The sequence below is a fragment of the Streptomyces sp. MnatMP-M17 genome (assembly GCF_900091995.1).
GTDB lineage: Bacteria > Actinomycetota > Actinomycetes > Streptomycetales > Streptomycetaceae > Streptomyces.
On the sequence record NZ_FMDK01000369.1, the window covers coordinates 1 to 17,891 of the forward strand.

A 17,891-nucleotide genomic window follows, 5' to 3' on the forward strand; every position below is an offset into this window, starting at 1 on the left:
CCTCCGTACGGCGCCAACGGCCGGCGCCCAGGGCGAGCGGCCCTGGGGCCCGACGGCCCGAGGACGGCGGTCTGGCCGGGAGCGCCGACGCCGCTGGGCGCCCGCTTCCGGATCGGTCCCGACGGGATCGCGGGCACCAATTTCGCGCTCTGGGCGGGCGGCGCGGAAGCGGTCGAGGTCTGTCTGTTCGACGACAGCGGCGCCGAGACGCGGCTCCCGCTGACGGAGCTGACCCATGAGATCTGGCACGGCTTCGTCCCCGAGGTCCGTCCCGGACAGCGGTACGGATTCCGGGTGCACGGCCGCTGGGACCCGTGGACGGGCGCCCGCTGGAATCCGGCGAAGCTGCTGCTCGACCCGTACGCCCGCGCGGTCGACGCCGCCGAGGGCCATGACTACCGCCGGCTGCCGCCCGAGGTCTACGGCCATGTACGCGACTGGCCGCAGCGCAATGTGGCGGACACGGTGCGTGACGACCGCGACTCCGCTCCGTTCGTCCCGAAGGCGGTCGTCGTCCACGACGACGCGCCCGACGACGAGTGGGCCGAGGACCGGCGGCCCAAGACGCCCTGGGCCGACTCGGTCATCTACGAACTCCATGTCCGTGGCTTCACCAAGCTCCATCCGGGCATCCCGGAGGAGTTGCGCGGTACGTACGCGGGCCTCGCGCATCCGGCGGCGATCGGCCATCTCCGGCGGCTCGGAGTGACCGCGGTCGAGCTACTGCCCGTACACCAGTTCGCCCACGAGGAGCATCTGCTCCGGCGCGGACTGCACAACTACTGGGGCTACAACTCCATCGGCTACTTCGCGCCGCACGCCGCCTATGCCTCGGACGGCACGCGCGGCGAGCAGGTCGGCGAGTTCAAGCGGATGGTGCGGGCGCTGCACGCGGCGGGTATCGAGGTCATCCTCGATGTGGTCTACAACCACACGGCGGAGGCCGGAGAGCTGGGTCCCACGCTGTCGCTGCGCGGGATCGACAACCGCGGCTACTACCGGCTCCCGTCCGACGCCCGCCGCTATCTGGACTACACGGGCTGCGGCAACACGCTCCATGTGCTGCAGCCCCAGGTGCTGCGGCTGATCACCGACTCGCTGCGGTACTGGGTCACCGAGATGGGCGTCGACGGATTCCGCTTCGACCTCGCGGCGGCCCTGGCCCGTTCGATGCACGATGTCGACATGCTCTCGCCGTTCCTCGCGGTGATCGCCCAGGATCCGGTATTGCGCCGGGTGAAGCTGATCGCCGAACCGTGGGACGTGGGCAACGGCGGCTATCAGGTGGGCGCGTTCCCTCCACTGTGGACGGAGTGGAACGACCGGTACCGCGACGCCGTACGGGACTTCTGGCGCGGCGCGCTGCCCGATGTACGCGATCTGGGCTACCGGCTCTCCGGATCGAGCGATCTCTACGCCTGGGGCGGCCGGCGGCCGTACGCCTCCGTCAACTTCGTCACCGCGCACGACGGCTTCACCCTGCGCGATCTCGTGTCGTACGGGCGCAAGCACAACGAGCCCAACGGCGAGGGCAACCGGGACGGCACGGACGACAATCGCGCCTGGAACTGCGGAGTGGAGGGTGAGACCGACGATCCCGCGGTCAACGCCCTGCGCCGGCGCCAGCTGCGGAATCTGCTCACCACACTGCTGGTGTCGACCGGTGTGCCGATGCTGGTCGCGGGCGACGAGATGGGCCGTACGCAGCGCGGCAACAACAACGCGTACTGCCAGGACAACGAGGTGAGCTGGCTCGACTGGTCACTGCTCGAACCGCCCGCCGACCGGGCGGACGAGGGCCACGACGATCCGGCGGGCGCGCGCGGTCTGTACGCGCTGACCAGCCGGCTGCTCGCTCTGCGCCACGCCCATCCCGTCCTGCGCCGCCGCGCCTTCTTCTCCGGCCTGCCTCAGGCACCGGACGGGCTGCGGGATCTGGCGTGGTTCACTCCGCACGGCGAGGAGATGACCGAGGAGGACTGGTACGCGCCCGCGTCCACGCTCGGGCTCTTCCTGTCCGGGCGGGACATCCCGGGCCGGGACGCGCACGGCGAGAAGATCACCGACGACAGCTTTCTGACGGTCCTGCACGCGGCGGACGCGCCGGTCGACGTCACTCTGCCGGGACCGCCCTGGGCACGGACGTACGAACTGCTCGTGGACACCGCGCGCGAGGACCAGACGCGGGCGCCGGGCACGCTGTACGAGGCCGGGACGACGGTGGCGGTCCCGGCGCGGTGCGTCCTGGTGTTCCGGGTGCGCGAGTGAGGTGACCCGGTCAGATGATCCGGTCAGCCGAGGATGCCCCGGTCGTACGCCACCGCGACCGCCGCCGCGCGGTCCTTCACGCCCAGCTTGGCGTAGAGATGCGTCAGATGGGTCTTCACCGTCGCCTCGCTGATGAACAGTTCGACGGCGATCTCCTTGTTGGAGGTGCCCCGGGCGACCAGTTCGAGCACCTCGCGCTCGCGCGCGGACAGCGGTTCCCGGCCCGCGGCGGCCGAGGTCCGCACCCGGGAGACCAGCCGGGAGGCGACGGCGGGCGACAGGACCGTACGGCCGTCGGCGGCTGCCCGTACCGCGGTGAACAATTCCTCGCGCGGCGCGTCCTTGAGGAGATAGCCGGTGGCGCCCGCCTCGATCGCGGGAAGCGTGTCGGAGTCCGTGTCGTACGTGGTGAGTACGAGGATCCTGGCGCGGGCGCCACGGCGGGTGAGTTCGGCGATCGCGTCGACCCCGCCGCCGCCCGGCATCCGCAGATCCATCAGGACGACATCGGGATCGAGCCGCGCCGCGAGCGCGACGCCCTCGACGCCGTCCGCCGCCTCGCCGAGCACCTCGAAGCCGGGCGCGGAGTCGAACATGCCGCGCAGACCGTCCCGTACGACGGGATGGTCGTCGACGACGATCAGGGTGATGATCCGCTCAGCCATGGCGGACCAACGGTACGCGAGCCGAGACGGCCGTGCCCTGTCCCTCCTCGGACTCGACGGCGACGGTCCCGGCGATACGTTCGGCGCGGGCGCGCATACCGTCCAGACCGAAGCCGCCCGTACCGGAGCGCGGTGCCGGTGCGAGCGGATCGAAGCCGCGCCCGTCGTCCCGTACGTCGAGGCTGATCTCGTCGCCCATGTACGAGAGCGTCACACCCACGCGGGTGGCCCGCGCATGCCGGGCGGTGTTGGCGAGCGCCTCCTGCGCGATACGGAGCAGGGTCGCGGCCACCTCGTCGTGCAGCGGCTCCTCCGTGCCGGTGACCGTGAACCGCGCCCGCACGCCGGAGCGTTCCGCCCAGACGGCGACGGTCTTTCTGAGCGCCTCGGGGAGTGTGTGGTTCTCCAGTTCGGCCGGACTGAGATTCTGTACGGATCTGCGCGCTTCGCCGAGGCTGTGCCGGGCGAGCGCCGCGGCGCGTTCGAGATGGTCACGGGCGAGCGCGGGATCGGTGGTCGCGTGGACCACCTGGAGCTGGGCGATGATCCCGGCCAGGCCCTGCGCGATGGTGTCGTGGATCTCGGCGGCGAGCCTGCGGCGCTCGTCGGCGACACCGGCCTCCCTGGCCTGGACGAGAAGCTGGGCGTGCAGTCCCGCGTTCTCCGCGAGCGCCTGCTCCAGCCGGGCGTTGGCGAGCTCCAGCTCGGCGATGGTCGCCGCCTTATCCTCGGCGGCCTCGGCCTCCCGGTTGCCGAGATGGGCGAAGACGAGGGTGAGACAGCCGTGGAGGGCGAAGAGCCCGGCGAAGAGGATCCAGTGGACCGGGCTGACGGGCGGCAGCCCGCCCGCGTTGGAGCCCGCCATGGTCACCGCGGTGAAGAGCAGTCCGGCGCGGACGAAACGTCTGGGCAGGAGATGGGCGGCGTCGAAGTAGCCGAGGACCGCGAAGACCGCGAAGAGGGGGTTGAGCCAGGTGAGCGTGAAGGCGAGGGCGGTCCGCAGGGCGTAGTAGATCCGGCCGGGCAGGGCGTGTTCGGGCAGTCCGCGCCGTACAGCGCCCCACCAGAACTGAAGGCCGACGGCCGCCGGTACGAGCACGCCGGCCAGATACATCTCGGTGCGGCTCATCGGCAGGCTGGTGGCGACGGCGGCGCTGATCAGGGTGGAGAGGCCGAGCAGGGCATACGGGCCCCAGCGGTAGAACTGCTCCCAGCGCTCCTCCACGGAGACCGGCCGGTCCGCTGCGAGGGCGGATGCGGGTACGGGTCCGGGTTCGGGCCGGGGCCCCACGGGCTGCCTCGGCATGTCCTTTGTCGTTGTCCCCCGCATCTCGTCCCCCGCCCCTGCCCCTGCCCCTCCCTCTGCCGTTGTCGATGCCTCCACGCTCCGTGGCTCCCGCGCTTCCCGTCGCTCACTCCCAGCGGAACCAGCGTGCCGCGGCTCCGGTGAGAAGAACAGCCCACAGAGCGGTCACCCCGAGATGCGACCAGCCCGGCCAGCCGCCGCGCATCGCCTGGTCCAGTGCCGTCGAGGCGGCGCCGAAAGGCGTGAACTCCACGATGTGCCGAAGCGTCCCCGGCATCGTCTGTACGGGCACCCAGACTCCCGCCGTGAACATCGCGGGAAAGAACACGGCCGAGCCGATGGCCCCGGCGATCTTCTGGGTGCGGGAGAGCGCGCAGACCGTCGCGCCCAGCGCGAGCGCGCTCGCGGCGGCGACAACCAGCGCGACCGCGTATCCGGCGGGCTGCTCAGGCAGCCGTACGCCGAAGGCCAGCCGGCCCACGACGATCACCAGCACGGCCGAGCAGAGGGCGGACAGACCGTGGAGCGTGAGCTGCGCGGTGAGCAGGGAGGCGGGCCGTACCGGTGTGGTCGACATCCGGCGCAGAATGCCCCGCTCGCGGTAGCCGGTCAGTATGGGCGGCATGGCCTGGATCCCGGCCATGATCAGGGCGAGCAGCACGGAGACAGGGACATAGAGGTCGATGACCCGCCGGCCGCCGAGGGACGCGTCGGCCTCGCGGAAGGCGGGAATCAGCCCGAGGATCGTCAGCAGGAGCGACGGGAACAGGATGACCCAGAAGAGGATTCCGGGCTCACGGCTCATCAGGCGCGCCTCGGTCCTGAGAACGGCGGTGGACGCGGAGGTCATATCAGAACCCCTCTTCCGAACGGTCGGCCGGGACATGGGAGTCGGGCGCGTACGAGGAGGCTTCTCGGGCGCTTGCGCCCGCTTCTCCCGTGAGGTCCAGGAACGCGTCGTCCAGCGAGGCCTCCGTGACCCGGAGCTGACGGGCCGTGACACGGTGGCGCGCGAGCAGGGAGATCACCGCGTTGACGGCCTCGTCCGTACCGTTGATCACGATCCGGTCCCCGCTGGTCCGGATGGACGCGGTCTGCGGCAGCGCGGCGAGTTCGCGGTCGTCGAGCGGCCGTGACGGGGTGAAGGAGATGACGGTGGAGGCGGCCGACCGGGCGATCAGCCCGCCGGGCGAGTCCAGCGCCGCGACCCGGCCCTTGTCGATCACGGCGATACGGTCGCAGAGCCGCTGGGCCTCCTCCATGAAGTGGGTGACGAGCAGTACGGTCACACCGGAGTCCCGTATGTCCTCGATCAGGGCCCAGGTGTCCCGGCGGGCCCGTGGATCGAGGCCGGTGGTCAGTTCGTCCAGTACGACGACGCGCGGTGCGCCGATCAGGGCGAGCGCGATGAACAGCCGCTGCTTCTGACCGCCGGACAGCTTCGCGAACCGCGTCGTCAGTTCGGGCGTGAGCCCCAGACGCTCGGCGAGCGGGCGCCAGTCCACGGGCTTCGGAAAGAACGCCGAGTACAGTCCGAGCGCCTCCCGCACGGTCAGCTTGGGCTGGAGCTCGCTCTCCTGGAGCTGTGCGCCGAGGATGTGCGTCAGGCGCTCATGGTCGGCGACCGGATCGAGGCCGGCCACCCGGACCGTACCGGCGTCGGCGGTCCTGAGACCCTCGACACATTCGACGGTCGTCGTCTTGCCCGCGCCGTTGGGCCCGAGGATTCCGAAGATCTCTCCCTCGTCCACGGCGAAGGACACCCCGTCCACGACGGCCCGGCCGCCGTAGGCCTTGCGCAGTCCGCTCACTTCGACAATCGCCATGGCCCGAGCATCGCCTCCCGCGGCGGCGCGGGACATCGGCCATCACGCTCGAAAGCCCATCAGCCATTCGGTTGATATGGAGATACGACAGGCCCAGCGGCCACCCGACTGGCGAAAAAGCACATGAGCGATGTCAGTGGTGAACCGTAGGCTCGCTCATGATGTCCGAGAACCATGCAGCCACCACCAAGGACCGGTCCTCCGTACGCTCACTGCTGCGGCTGTGGCCGTATGTACGACCGGTGCGAACACGTCTCTTCAGTGCGGCTCTTGTCGCGATCGTCGCGTCCTGTCTCGGTCTGGTGTTCCCGCTCATCCTGAAGTGGATGGTCGACGGACCGGTCACCGACCGGGATCCCGGAGGTGTCTGGCTGGGGGCCCTGCTCCTGCTGCTCCTCGGGATCGTGGAGGCGGTGCTGTTCGGTTTCCGCCGCTGGCTGGTGGCCCGGCCGCTGTCCAGCGTGGAGGCGGCGATGCGGGCCGATCTCTACCGCCATCTGCAACGGCTGCCCGTGGCCTTCCACGACCGCTGGCCCTCCGGTCAGCTTCTGTCGCGCGCGACGACCGATCTGATGCTGCTGCGGATGTTCCTCGCGTTCCCGCTGACGTTCCTCCTGGTGAACGTGACGACGATCCTGGCGGGCTTTGTCATCCTGCTGCTCCAGGACTGGTCGCTCGGCGTGGTGCTGCTGGCGCCGGTGGTGCCGCTGGTCATTCTCTGTTCGCTCTTCGAGACGCGGTACTCACTGGTCGCGCGGCGGGCCCAGGACCAGGTCGGCGATCTGACCACGGTGGTCGAGGAGGGCGTGCTCGGCATCCGGATCATCAAGGGATTCGGCCGCCATCGCAGCCAGGCGCTCGCCTTCCGGGTGCTGGCGCGGCGGCTGCGCACCACGGAGCTGGACAAGGCACGGCTGCTGGCGGGCATCTGGGCCCTGATCATGACCATTCCGGAGCTGGCGATCGGCGCGGCGCTGGTGCTGGGCACGGTCCAGGTGGCGGACGGCGGACTCTCGGCGGGCACGCTGGTGGCGTTCCTGTCGACGGCGCTGGCGCTGCGGTGGCCGGTGGAGTCGATGGGCTTCCTGCTGGCGATGAGTCAGGAGTCGGCGACGGCGACCGAGCGGTTCTTCGAGGTGATGGACGTACCGGAGGAGGCGGAGCCGGAGCCGTCGGCCGCGCAGGCCACGTCGGCCGCATCCGCCGCGCGGACCGGAGAAACGGTTGCCCTCACCAAGGCGGCCGGCGGTGGCCCGGACGGCGGGCCGGCTCCGGACACCGGCGGCGGGCTGCGCTTCGAGGGCGTCTCGTTCCGCTATCCGGATGCCGACGCGGACTCGCCGCCCGTGCTGTCCGGCATCGATCTGCACATCAGACCGGGCGAGACCATGGCCCTGGTCGGAGCCACCGGATCGGGCAAGACGACGCTCACCGCGCTCGTACCGCGACTGCACGAAGTGACCTCGGGACGGATCACGCTGGACGGCGAGGACATCGCCGGGATACCGCGTCCACGGCTGCGTGAGCTGGTGTCGGTGGCGTTCGAGGAGCCGACGCTCTTCTCCGCGAGCGTCGCGGAGAACGTGCTGATGGGCGCGGCGGACGCGGATGAGGAGGCGCTGTCCCGGGCGCTGGAGGTGGCCCAGGCGGGCTTTGTCGCCGGGCTGCCGCAGGGCGTGCGTACGGAGGTGGGCGAGCAGGGACTCAGCCTCTCCGGCGGCCAGCGGCAGCGGCTGGCGCTCGCCCGGGCGGTGGTGGGCCGGCCGCGCTTCCTGGTGCTGGACGATCCGCTCTCCGCGCTGGATGTCCATACGGAAGCGCTGGTGGAGGCGGCGCTGCGGCAGGTGCTGCGGGAGACGACCGCGCTGGTCGTGGCACACCGTCCGTCCACCGTGATGCTCGCCGACCGGGTGGCGCTGATCTCGCGAGGGCGGATCGCCGCCGTGGGCACCCATCAGGAACTGCTGCGCGCCAGCGAGGAGTACGCGTGGCTGATGTCCGGAGCCCAGCCGGACGTGAATTCCGGGCCCGGCGTGGAGTCCGAACCGGGCGTGGAGTCCGAGGCCGTTGAGGAGACCGTCCGATGACCACGTCGACCAGCACCACAGGCACGGGCCCGGCTCCTGACGAAAGGCCGGGCACGGCCACGGAGAAGGGTACGGACACGGAGAAGGGCGCGGGCGTGGACACACGTACGGGCCCGCCCTCGAAGGCCCTGCACGGCGGCGCCTCCGCACCCGGCCCCGACGCCCAGGACTCTCCCGCCGTCCCCGCCGCCGACGATCCCTTCGGCCAGGACGCGCTGCCCGCGCCTCCCGGTGCCACCGGCGCCCTGCTGCGCTCCCTGCTGAGCGCCCGGCGTACGAGAGTCGCCGTGGCCGCGCTGCTCCTGCTGCTCCAGCAAGCCGCCGCCCAGGCGGGCCCGCTGCTCGTCGCGTACGCCATCGACCGCGGAGTGCCCGCCTTCCGCGACGACGACCACGGTCCGCTGATCGCCGTCGGCGCCGGATACCTGATTTGCGCCGCCGGTTCCGGAGCCTTCCAGTACGCCTTCATCCGCGCCGCCGCCCGGATCAACCAGGACGTACTGCTCGATCTGCGCGGCCGTATCTTCCGCCACGCGCAGGCGCTGAGTGTGGACTTCCACGAGCGGTACACCTCCGGGCGGCTGATCTCCCGGTCCACCACCGATGTGGAGTCTCTGCGCGAACTGCTCAGCGAGGGCCTCCAGGAACTGATCGGCGTGGTGCTGGCCTTCGCGTACATCTGCGCGATGCTGCTCTATCTGGACCTCGGGCTCGGCGCGCTGGCCGTGCTCTCGTTCGTACCGCTGTATCTGCTCGTACGGCTCTACCAGCGCCGCGCGGCCAAGGTCTTCGGCCGGCGCTCCACCGCGATCGCCGCCGTCATCGTGAAGTTCGCGGAGACGATGAACGGCATCAGGCCCGTACAGGCCTTCCGGCGTGAGCGGGCCAACGACGTGCGCTTCCACGAGCTCAACCACCACCATGAGCGCAGCAACGGCGACGCCCTGCTGGAGATGGCCCGCTATGTGGTCGGCTCCCGGCTCGTCGCCAACACCGCCGTCGCCGGGATCGTGCTCTGGGGCGCCTACCGGGTGGCCGAGGGCACTCTGGCCCTCGGAGTGCTGGCCGCGGCCGTGCTCTACCTGCGGCGGCTGTACGACCCGATCGACCGGCTCGGGATGTTCCTCAACTCCTACCAGTCCGCCGCCGCCTCCCTGGAGAAGATCGCGGGCCTGCTGGCCCAGACGCCCTCGGTGCCCGAGGCGGCGCGCCCTCGCCCGCTGCCCGCGCTCGTCGGCGGTTTCCCGGGCCGTGAGGTCGTGTTCGACGCGGTGAGCTTCGCGTACCGCACGGGCGGCGAGGTCCTTCCGCGCTTCGATCTGACCGTCCCCGCCGGCCAGACGGTCGCGGTCGTCGGCTCCACGGGCGCGGGCAAGTCCACGCTGGCCAAGCTGCTGGCGCGGTTCTACGACCCGACGGACGGCCGGGTGCTGCTCGACGGAGTCGATCTGCGCGAGCTGGACACACCGGAGCTGCGGCGCGGAGTCGTGATGGTGACTCAGGAGGCCTTCCTGTTCTCCGGCACGGTCGCCGAGAACATCGCCATCGGCCGTCCCGACGCCTCCCGTGAGGAGATCGTGCGGGCGGCGAAGGAGATCGGCGCGCACGACTTCATCAGCGGTCTGCCGGACGGCTATGACACGGACGTACGCAAGCGAGGCGGCCGGATCTCCGCGGGCCAGCGTCAACTGGTCGCCTTCGCACGCGCGCTGCTCGCCGATCCGGCGGTGCTGATCCTCGACGAGGCGACCAGCTCGCTGGACATCCCGGGCGAGCGCGCGGTGCAGCGCGCGATGGACACCGTCCTGCACGGCCGTACGGCGGTGGTGATCGCCCATCGCCTGTCCACCGTCGAGATCGCGGACCGGGTGCTGGTGATGGAACACGGCCGCATCGTCGAGGACGGCACACCGGCCGATCTCATCGCCGGCACGGGCCGCTTCGCGGGCCTCCACCGCGCCTGGCGCGAAAGCCTTGCCTGACAAGGGAATTCAGCGGAATTCAGCACCGACAGCCCTCACCTCTCGATAATTAATCACATAATGACCGCGCCGAAGTTTTTACCTCTTCGGGGTACGAACCGGTGTGTCGTTTTACGGAGTCTTGGTTTTCTGTAAATGTTTGCCCGTCACGACAGGCCCTGAACCCGTGCTCGGGCGGGTTCTGAGTTGAGGGAGAACCATGGACTACGGCAATCGCCTGCGAGAAGCGGTCGCGTCTTCGCGTACGACGCCTCTCATCGGTATCTATGACATGTACTCGGCCTCCATCGCGGCCCAGCACTACAACGGTTTCTTCGTCTCCGGCTTCGGATTCGCGGCGTCGCATTACGGACTGCCCGACATCGGCTTCATCGCCTGGCCCGACATGGTGGCCTTCGTGGAGCGGCTGCGGCTGGCCTTTCCGCGGCACCATCTGCTCGTGGACATCGACGACGGCTATGTGGATCCCGAGATCGCCTGCCATGTGGTGCAGCGGCTGGAGCGCGCCGGAGCGTCCGGAGTGATTCTGGAGGACCAGAAGCGTCCTCGCAGGTGCGGCCATGCCGACGGCAAGCTGCTCCTGCCGCTGGAGGAGTATCTGGAGAAGCTCGACCTGGTGCTGCGCAGCAGGGAGGACCTGCTCGTGGTGGCCCGTACGGACGCCACGGAGGAGGGAGAGATCATCCGCCGGGCGGAGGCCCTCGCGGAGACCGACGCGGATGTCGTCCTGGTCGACGGAGTACGGAGCGTGGAGTGGATCCGTAAGATCCGTTCGATCGTCGGCGACAAGCCGCTGCTCTTCAATCAGATCGCGGGCGGAAAGTCGCCGAGGCTGTCGCTTTCCGAGCTGTCGGAGCTGGGCGTCGATCTCGCCATCTACAGCACGCCGTGTCTGTTCGCCGCGCACGGCGCGATCGACGGCGCGCTGACCGATCTCAAACTGGCCGACGGACGGCTCCCGGAAACCGCGGAGACCGGAGCCATCGGCGTCAAGGGATCCACGGAACTGCTGGAGAAGAACATCAGCAGGCACCACAAGTACCGTCAGTCGGTATCGGTCTGACCGCGAATCGAACCGAGGCGAACCGAAGCGGACCGGACCGTCATATGTCTGTGAAACTCTTCCGGCCCGGCAGCGGCCGGCACCGGCAGCGGAAAGCAGGGCCTCTCGTACGAGGCGCGTCCACCGCGGGAGCGGTCGTCGCGGCGGCGGCGAGTGTGCTCTGCGTCGGCGGTGTCGCGACGGCCGGTCCCGCGGCCACGCCCGTGGAGGCGCGGGACGACGAGGAGGACGAGTCGCGGCCTGAGCCCACGGGCAACCGGAGCGTCGGCCTCATCGTGATCGACAACTCCTTCGCGGACTCATGGCTGGAGGTCGACCGGACGCTCAATACGCTGCTCCTCGGCAAGGGCACGGCGGGCAGCGATCACGACGGAGGCGGCGGGGCCATCGACGTAAAGACCGGAGACGGCTCGGGCGCGGGCGCGGGAGCAGCACCCGCGCCGACGCCCGCACCCGCACCCGCGCAGGAACCGGATCGTCCGCGTACTTCCTCCGGCAACTGGACCACCGAGGTCGGCCATCCTCCGTGGCAAGGCGAAAGCGGTGAGTGACGTGACGTCGATGAGCTGGCTGAGTTCCTGGCCGAGCCGCTTGAGGAGGGCGGTCGACCTCTATGTCGTCGCCCTCCTCGGCACGGTCGTGTTCGCGGCGCTGCTGCCCGCGACCGGCCGTGCGGCGACGGCCGTCGGCCATGCCGCCGACATCGCCATCGGTCTGCTCTTCTTCCTCTACGGCGCGCGGCTCTCCACCCGGGAGGCGCTGGACGGTCTGCGGCAGTGGAAGCTCCATCTCGTCGTCGGAGCGAGCACCTTCGCGCTCTTCCCGCTGCTGGGCCTGGCCGTCGGCGGTCTCGTACCGTATCTGCTCGGTGAACAGCTCTACATGGGGCTGCTCTTCCTCTGTGTCGTGCCCTCGACGGTCCAGTCGTCGATCGCGCTCACCTCCACCGCCCGCGGCAATGTCCCGGCCGCGATCTGCGCCGGTACGTACTCCAGCCTGGCCGGGATGGTGGCCACTCCGCTGCTCGCGGCCTGGCTGATCGGCTCCACGGTGAGCTTCTCGCTCCACGGGCTGCTCACCATCGTCACCGAGCTGCTGCTGCCCTTCCTCGCCGGGCAGTTCTGCCGCCGCTGGATCGGCGCGTTCATCGGCCGACACAAGAAGCGCATCGGGCTCCTGGACCGGTTCTCCATCCTGCTCGTGGTCTACACGGCCTTCAGCAGAGGCATGGCCGAGGGCATCTGGCACCAGATGACACCGGCGCGGCTGCTCGTCCTGCTGGGACTGGCCGCGGCCCTGCTGGCGGTGGCGCTCGGTACGACCTCGTTCGCCGCGCGGCGGCTCGGGTTCAGCCGCGAGGACCGCGTCACCATCGTCTTCTGCGGCTCGAACAAGAGCCTCGCGACGGGACTGCCCATGGCCGCCGTGCTCTTCGGCTCCTCGGCCGGGCTGGTGATCCTTCCGCTGATGCTCTTCCATCAGCTCCAGTTGATGGTGTGCGCGGTCATCGCGGGCCGGTGGGCACGTGAGGCACCGGTGGCCGCTCCCGCGCCCGCGCCGCGCGTTCCGGTGCGCGGCACCGTGAGTTGACGCCCGGACCATCGCGGAGCTGACGCCCTTACCACCGCAGAGTGGACGGTAAGAAATCAGTCACGTTACGAAACGATCCCGTCAGCGCCCGCGTGCCGTCCGCTCAACATCGCGTTCACATTCGGCAACTTCGCGCCCGAACTCCGCGCGGTCCTCGAATGGTGCTGTCACGAACCGATGTTGACGGTGTGCGAACCCTCGGCGGCATCCCCGCGATGATCGACGAAACGTCCGCTTAACGAACAGGGCCTTTCGAGCAGCGAACGATTTCCGGCCAACTTCTTGACGCGCTCCTGACAGTGAGCCGTCACGGCTGTCACTCTTCCCCCGTTCTCCGCACCACCTTGCTCCGCTTGCTCTGTCCGGGCTGCCCACCGAGCGGCCCGGTACCCCCCTCGCAGAAGGAGTTCGCGTGAGATCCACGCCCAGCCGTCGCGCCACCGCGACCGGTGCTCTGATAGCGGCAGCGGCTCTGCTCACCGTCGGTGTGCAGGCCGGTACCGCCTCCGCCCAGCCCGAGACCGCTCCGGCCGCACCGGTGGCCGGCCAGGCCAACCCGGGTGCGCAGGAGCGCGCTCTCTCCCCCGCGCAGCGCACCGCGCTGATCAAGGCGGCCGACGCGTCCAAGGCGGCCACCGCCGCGGACCTCGGTCTCGGCGCGCAGGAGAAGCTCGTCGTCCGTGATGTCATCCAGGATGTGGACGGCACCACGCACACCCGGTACGAGCGCACCTACCAGGGCCTCCCGGTCCTCGGTGGCGACCTCGTCGTGGCCGCGACGAAGGCGGGCGCGACCAAGTCCGTCAGCAAGGCGTCCAAGGCCGCGCTCAAGAACGTCGCCACCACGGCCGACATCGCTCCGGCCACCGCCGAGAAGCAGGCGCTGAGTGCCGCCGCGGCGGAGGGCTCGAAGAAGGCCGAGGCCGACCGCGCGCCGCGCAAGGTGGTGTGGATGGCGCAGGGCGCGCCGACTCTCGCGTACGAGACGGTCGTCGGCGGGCTCCAGCACGACGGCACTCCGAACGAGCTGCACGTCGTGACGGACGCCGCCACCGGCAAGAAGCTGTACGAGTGGCAGGCAGTCGAGAACGGCATCGGCAACACGCAGTACAGCGGCCAGGTCACGCTGGGCACCCAGCTGTCGGGCTCGACGTACAGCCTGACCGACACCGGCCGCGGCAACCACAAGACGAACAACGCGGCCAGCGGGAACTCGCTCTACACGGGCCCGGACGACACCTGGGGCAACGGTCTGCCGTCCAACACGGAGACCGCCGCCGCGGACGCCCACTACGGTGCCGCTGAGACCTGGGACTACTTCAAGAACGTGCACGGCCGCTCCGGTATCCGTGGTGACGGTGTCGGCGCGTCCTCCCGGGTGCACTACGGCAACCAGTACATCAACGCCTTCTGGCAGGACAGCTGCTTCTGCATGACGTACGGCGACGGCGCGGGCAACGCGAAGCCGCTGACGTCCATCGACGTGGCCGCCCACGAGATGTCCCACGGCGTGACCGCCGCCACGGCCGGTCTGGTCTACAGCGGTGAGTCCGGCGGTCTGAACGAGGCCACCTCCGACATCTTCGCCGCGACGGTCGAGTTCTACGCCAACAGCCCGCAGGACCCGGGTGACTACCTGGTCGGCGAGAAGATCGACATCAACGGCAACGGCACTCCGCTGCGGTACATGGACAAGCCGAGCAAGGACGGCGCGTCCAAGGACTACTGGTACTCCGGTATCGGCGGCGTGGACGTCCACTACTCCTCGGGCCCGGCGAACCACTTCTTCTACCTGCTCTCCGAGGGCAGCGGCGCCAAGGTCGTCAACGGCGTCTCGTACAACTCCCCGACCTCGGACGGTCTGCCGGTGACCGGCATCGGCCGGGCGAAGGCCGAGCAGATCTGGTTCCGCGCGCTCGCCACCAAGTTCACGTCCACGACCAACTACTCGGCGGCCCGTACGGGCACGCTCGCGGCCACCGCCGAGCTGTACGGCGCCACCAGCGCCGAGTACACGGCCGTCCAGAACGCCTGGGCCGCCATCGCCGTCGGTCCGCGTCCCGGTGGCGGCGGCACGGGCCAGTCGTTCGAGAGCACCACGCAGGTCGCCATTCCGGACAACGGCGCTGCCGTGACCTCGACGATCAATGTCACGGGTGTCGCGGGCAACGCTCCGGCCAGCCTCCAGGTCGACGTGAACATCACGCACACCTGGCGCGGTGACCTGATCATCGACCTGGTCGCGCCGGACGGCACCGTGTACAACCTGAAGCCCGCCAGCGGCAGCGACTCGGCGGACAATGTCATCGAGACGTTCTACGCGGGCGCCTCGTCCGAGGTCGCGAACGGCGCCTGGAAGCTCCGGGTCCAGGATGTCGCGTCGGCGGACGTCGGCCGTATCAACAGCTGGAAGCTCACCTTCTAGGGCTGAGCCGCAGGACGGCCCGCTCCGGCCGAGCTGATCGGAGCTGATCCGGGAACCGCCCGAGGTGTCCTCACCGACACCTCGGGCGGTTCTGTCAGGTGGTCGGCGTACGGTACGCCGTATCGTCCAGCGACACCCGGCAGCACAGGAGCCTCCGTGAACCGACTCACCTACGACGATGTCAAGCAGGCGGGCGACCGCGTCGCGGGACGGGTACGCCCGGTGGTCCTGGCGCCGACGGAGCTCGGCGCGACGGGCGCGACCGGCGCCGACGGCGCCACGGACGCCACCGGCGCTTCCCAGGTGTGGTTGGCGCTGGAGTTCATGCAGCACACCGGCAGCTTCAAGGCCCGTGGCGCCCAGAACTTCCTCCAGGCCCACCGCTCGGCCGGCACTCTCCCGGACGCCGGCGTGACCATCGCCTCGGGCGGCAACGCCGGGCTCGCCTGCGCCTGGGCCGCCCGGCAACTGGGCGTGACCGCCACGGTGTTCCTGCCCGAGACCGCGCCGCCGGTGAAGGTGGCCAGGCTCCGCTCGTACGGCGCGGAGGTACGGCTCGTCGGCACGCGGTACGCCGAAGCCCTGGCGGCCTGCGAGGAGTTCGCCGCCCGCAGCGGCGCGCTCGCCTCGCACGCGTACGACCATCCGCTGATCGCCGCCGGAGCGGGCACACTCTTCGAGGAGATCCACCGGCAGCTCCCGGGCCTCGACACGGTGGTGGTCGCGGTCGGCGGCGGCGGTCTCTTCGCGGGAGTGGCCACGGCGGCCGGTCACCACGGTGTACGGATCGTGGCGGCCGAGCCGGAGAACTGCCGCGCCCTGAACGCCGCGATCGAGGCCGGCGCGGTGGTGGACGTCCCGGTCGAGTCGGTCGCCGCCGACTCCCTGGGCGCCTCCCGCGCCACTCCGCTGGCCCTGCACGCCGCCCAACAGACCGATGTCCATTCGGTCCTGGTGCCCGACCAGGAGATCTCCCGTGCCCGCCACACCTTGTGGACCGCCCACCGCGTCCCGGTGGAACACGGCGCCGCCACGGCCCTGGCGGCCCTCACCACACCCACGCTCGGCTACCGCCCGGCGCCGGGCGAGCAGATCTGCGTCATCCTGTGCGGCGCGAACACCGACGCCCGCACACTGACCGACACGGCCGGCACGGCCGGCACGGCCGAGGCATAACGACGGAGGGCGCGCCGGCCCAGTCACTCACTGGACGGCGCGCCCTTGAGGCCACCTGGAGAAAAGTCGCCCGGCCGGCCGCGCGGCCAGGGTCTTTCGTAACGAGAGCCCCTAGTTCGGGTTGCTCGCGTTGGTCAGCGTCTCCCAGGCCACGAACAGATTGTTCGTGCCCGAGGGCCGCTGCTGCTCCGTGAGCCGCTGCGTGTTGGTCATCGCGTAACCCAGCCGCGTGTTGAGCGCGTTGAAGCCGACCTCGGTGATCGGTCCCAGCCCGCGCTGCACACTGCCTCCGCACAGGTTCGACGGTACGGGCTCGGCCTGGACCTCGTACTTGGACTGGAAGCCCAGCGCCTGCCGCAGCCGCTCGCCGACCTGCGGGAAGAGGTCCTGGCCCTGGATGCGGGCGGTCTCGTACACATGCGAGACGGACGAGATGCCGTAGCCGGTGTGGACGAAGTCGCGGCAGGTCTCCTGGGTGAGACCGGTCATAAAGGTGCCCTGGCCCTGCCAGTAACCGACGATCTTGTCGCGGGTGTTCAGGTTCTGGCTCGGTACGGTCCTCGGCAGATCGCCGTCGGACGCCAGATAGATATACGCGGGCACCCGGACGAGATACTTGCCGATCGCCTTGTCCCAGCTCGCCTTGTCATCGAGGAAGACGGAGATGCTGACCGCCGCCTCCATCATCGTCAGCTCCCAGTTGCCATTGGAGTTGGAGCCGTTGATGATCTCCGGCAGATAGACATTGCGCAGCATGGTGCTGAAGCGCCCGGCGTTCGGCCAGTTGCCGTAGACATGCTTGATGATCTCCGCGGCCTTGGGCCAGGAAGAGCCGGCCCAGCCCGTCTGGAGCGGCGCGTTGCTGTTGGTGTGGTCCTGGATCGAGTTGGACCAGGCGTCCATGAGCTGGATGGACTTCTGCGCGTACCGGTCGTCACGGGTGATGTACCAGGCCAGCGCGGTGGTGTACGCGGCGATGGCGTCCTCGCGCTCGTCCGTACAGCCGTTGTTGGGGTTGGAGTACGAGCCGCACTCGACGATCGCGCGGGGCTTGGCCGTCCTGGTGAGCGAGGCGTACTTGCTCGCCATCATCTGGTCGTAGGCGGCCTTCCAGGGCTGCGCGCCCGCCTGCACCTTGCCCCGTACGAAGTCGAGCTGGGCGGTGTTGAGGTTCACCCCGGGGTGGGTGAAGCTCGCCGGAGCGGCGGCGACGGCCGGGACGGCGGCGGGAGCTGCCTTGGGCGCCTTCTCGGCGGCGGCGGGCGCCGTGAAGGCCGCGGCCAGGACACCGGCGAGAGCGGCGGAGAGCCCGAGAAGTCTGGGGATGGATCCGGGGCGCATGTGGGGGTGCCTTCCGGTCAAGGGTTCGGCCCCCAACTCGATTCACTCATATGAACGCCGAGTGGAGTTGTGAACCTGTCATTGAGTCAGGAAGGTAGAGCCATCCCATGAACACGTCAAGGTCTGGACCAATAGCCGCGGGCGCGGGGGCGGCGCCCGCCC

At 69.9% G+C, this 17,891-nt stretch carries 13 protein-coding genes; 8 read left to right on the forward strand and 5 right to left on the reverse strand.

Annotated elements, in window-relative coordinates; genetic code table 11:
* Window positions 1-42: 42 nt before the first annotated feature.
* The gene (gene glgX / locus GA0115259_RS17230; protein WP_093597543.1) at window positions 43-2,268 is read left to right on the forward strand and encodes a glycogen debranching protein GlgX; all 2,226 of its coding nucleotides are present in this window, start codon (window positions 43-45) and stop codon (window positions 2,266-2,268) included.
* Window positions 2,269-2,291: 23 nt separating this feature from the next.
* On the opposite strand, the gene GA0115259_RS17235 is transcribed toward glgX, so the two are convergent.
* The 4 genes from GA0115259_RS17235 to GA0115259_RS17250 form a co-directional block, all read right to left on the reverse strand.
* Window positions 2,292-2,933: a response regulator gene (locus GA0115259_RS17235; protein WP_093597515.1), complete on the reverse strand. Its 642-nt coding sequence runs from the start codon at window positions 2,931-2,933 to the stop codon at window positions 2,292-2,294.
* Window positions 2,926-4,239, reverse strand: a complete 1,314-nt coding sequence (locus tag GA0115259_RS17240) for a sensor histidine kinase (RefSeq protein ID WP_093597518.1) — start codon at window positions 4,237-4,239, stop codon at window positions 2,926-2,928. Before GA0115259_RS17240 ends, GA0115259_RS17235 begins: the two co-directional genes overlap by 8 nt.
* 106 nt (window positions 4,240-4,345) lie before the next feature.
* A complete protein-coding gene (locus tag GA0115259_RS17245; protein ID WP_093597521.1) occupies window positions 4,346-5,089 on the reverse strand; it encodes an ABC transporter permease in 744 nt (247 codons plus the stop codon).
* A gap of 1 nt (window position 5,090) precedes the next feature.
* Window positions 5,091-6,065: an ABC transporter ATP-binding protein gene (locus GA0115259_RS17250; RefSeq protein WP_093597524.1), complete on the reverse strand. Its 975-nt coding sequence runs from the start codon at window positions 6,063-6,065 to the stop codon at window positions 5,091-5,093.
* A 161-nt stretch (window positions 6,066-6,226) separates the two neighbouring features.
* Here GA0115259_RS17250 and GA0115259_RS17255 point away from each other — a divergent pair, with 161 nt between their 5' ends.
* From GA0115259_RS17255 to GA0115259_RS17285, 7 genes are all read left to right on the forward strand, one after another.
* Window positions 6,227-8,152, forward strand: coding sequence for an ABC transporter ATP-binding protein (locus tag GA0115259_RS17255; protein ID WP_093597546.1), 1,926 nt, complete (start codon window positions 6,227-6,229; stop codon window positions 8,150-8,152).
* Entirely contained in the window at window positions 8,149-10,134 is a 1,986-nt protein-coding gene (locus GA0115259_RS17260; protein ID WP_237540120.1) for an ABC transporter ATP-binding protein, read from the forward strand. Before GA0115259_RS17255 ends, GA0115259_RS17260 begins: the two co-directional genes overlap by 4 nt.
* Before the next feature lie 199 nt (window positions 10,135-10,333).
* The gene (locus GA0115259_RS17265; protein ID WP_093597528.1) at window positions 10,334-11,197 is read left to right on the forward strand and encodes an isocitrate lyase/PEP mutase family protein; all 864 of its coding nucleotides are present in this window, start codon (window positions 10,334-10,336) and stop codon (window positions 11,195-11,197) included.
* A 44-nt stretch (window positions 11,198-11,241) separates the two neighbouring features.
* Window positions 11,242-11,748, forward strand: coding sequence for a hypothetical protein (locus tag GA0115259_RS17270; RefSeq protein WP_093597531.1), 507 nt, complete (start codon window positions 11,242-11,244; stop codon window positions 11,746-11,748).
* 10 nt (window positions 11,749-11,758) lie between these two features.
* Window positions 11,759-12,787 carry a bile acid:sodium symporter family protein gene (locus GA0115259_RS17275; protein WP_093597552.1) on the forward strand — a complete coding sequence of 343 codons (1,029 nt, stop codon included), beginning with the start codon at window positions 11,759-11,761 and terminating at the stop codon, window positions 12,785-12,787.
* A 412-nt stretch (window positions 12,788-13,199) separates the two neighbouring features.
* Window positions 13,200-15,212, forward strand: coding sequence for a M4 family metallopeptidase (locus tag GA0115259_RS17280; protein ID WP_093597534.1), 2,013 nt, complete (start codon window positions 13,200-13,202; stop codon window positions 15,210-15,212).
* 156 nt (window positions 15,213-15,368) lie between these two features.
* Entirely contained in the window at window positions 15,369-16,388 is a 1,020-nt protein-coding gene (locus GA0115259_RS17285; protein ID WP_093597537.1) for a serine/threonine dehydratase, read from the forward strand.
* Window positions 16,389-16,499: 111 nt separating this feature from the next.
* Here the strand turns inward: GA0115259_RS17285 and GA0115259_RS17290 are convergent, their stop codons facing one another.
* Window positions 16,500-17,729 (reverse strand): alginate lyase family protein, encoded by a 1,230-nt coding sequence (locus GA0115259_RS17290; protein WP_093597540.1) that lies wholly within the window; start codon window positions 17,727-17,729, stop codon window positions 16,500-16,502.
* Window positions 17,730-17,891: the final 162 nt, after the last annotated feature.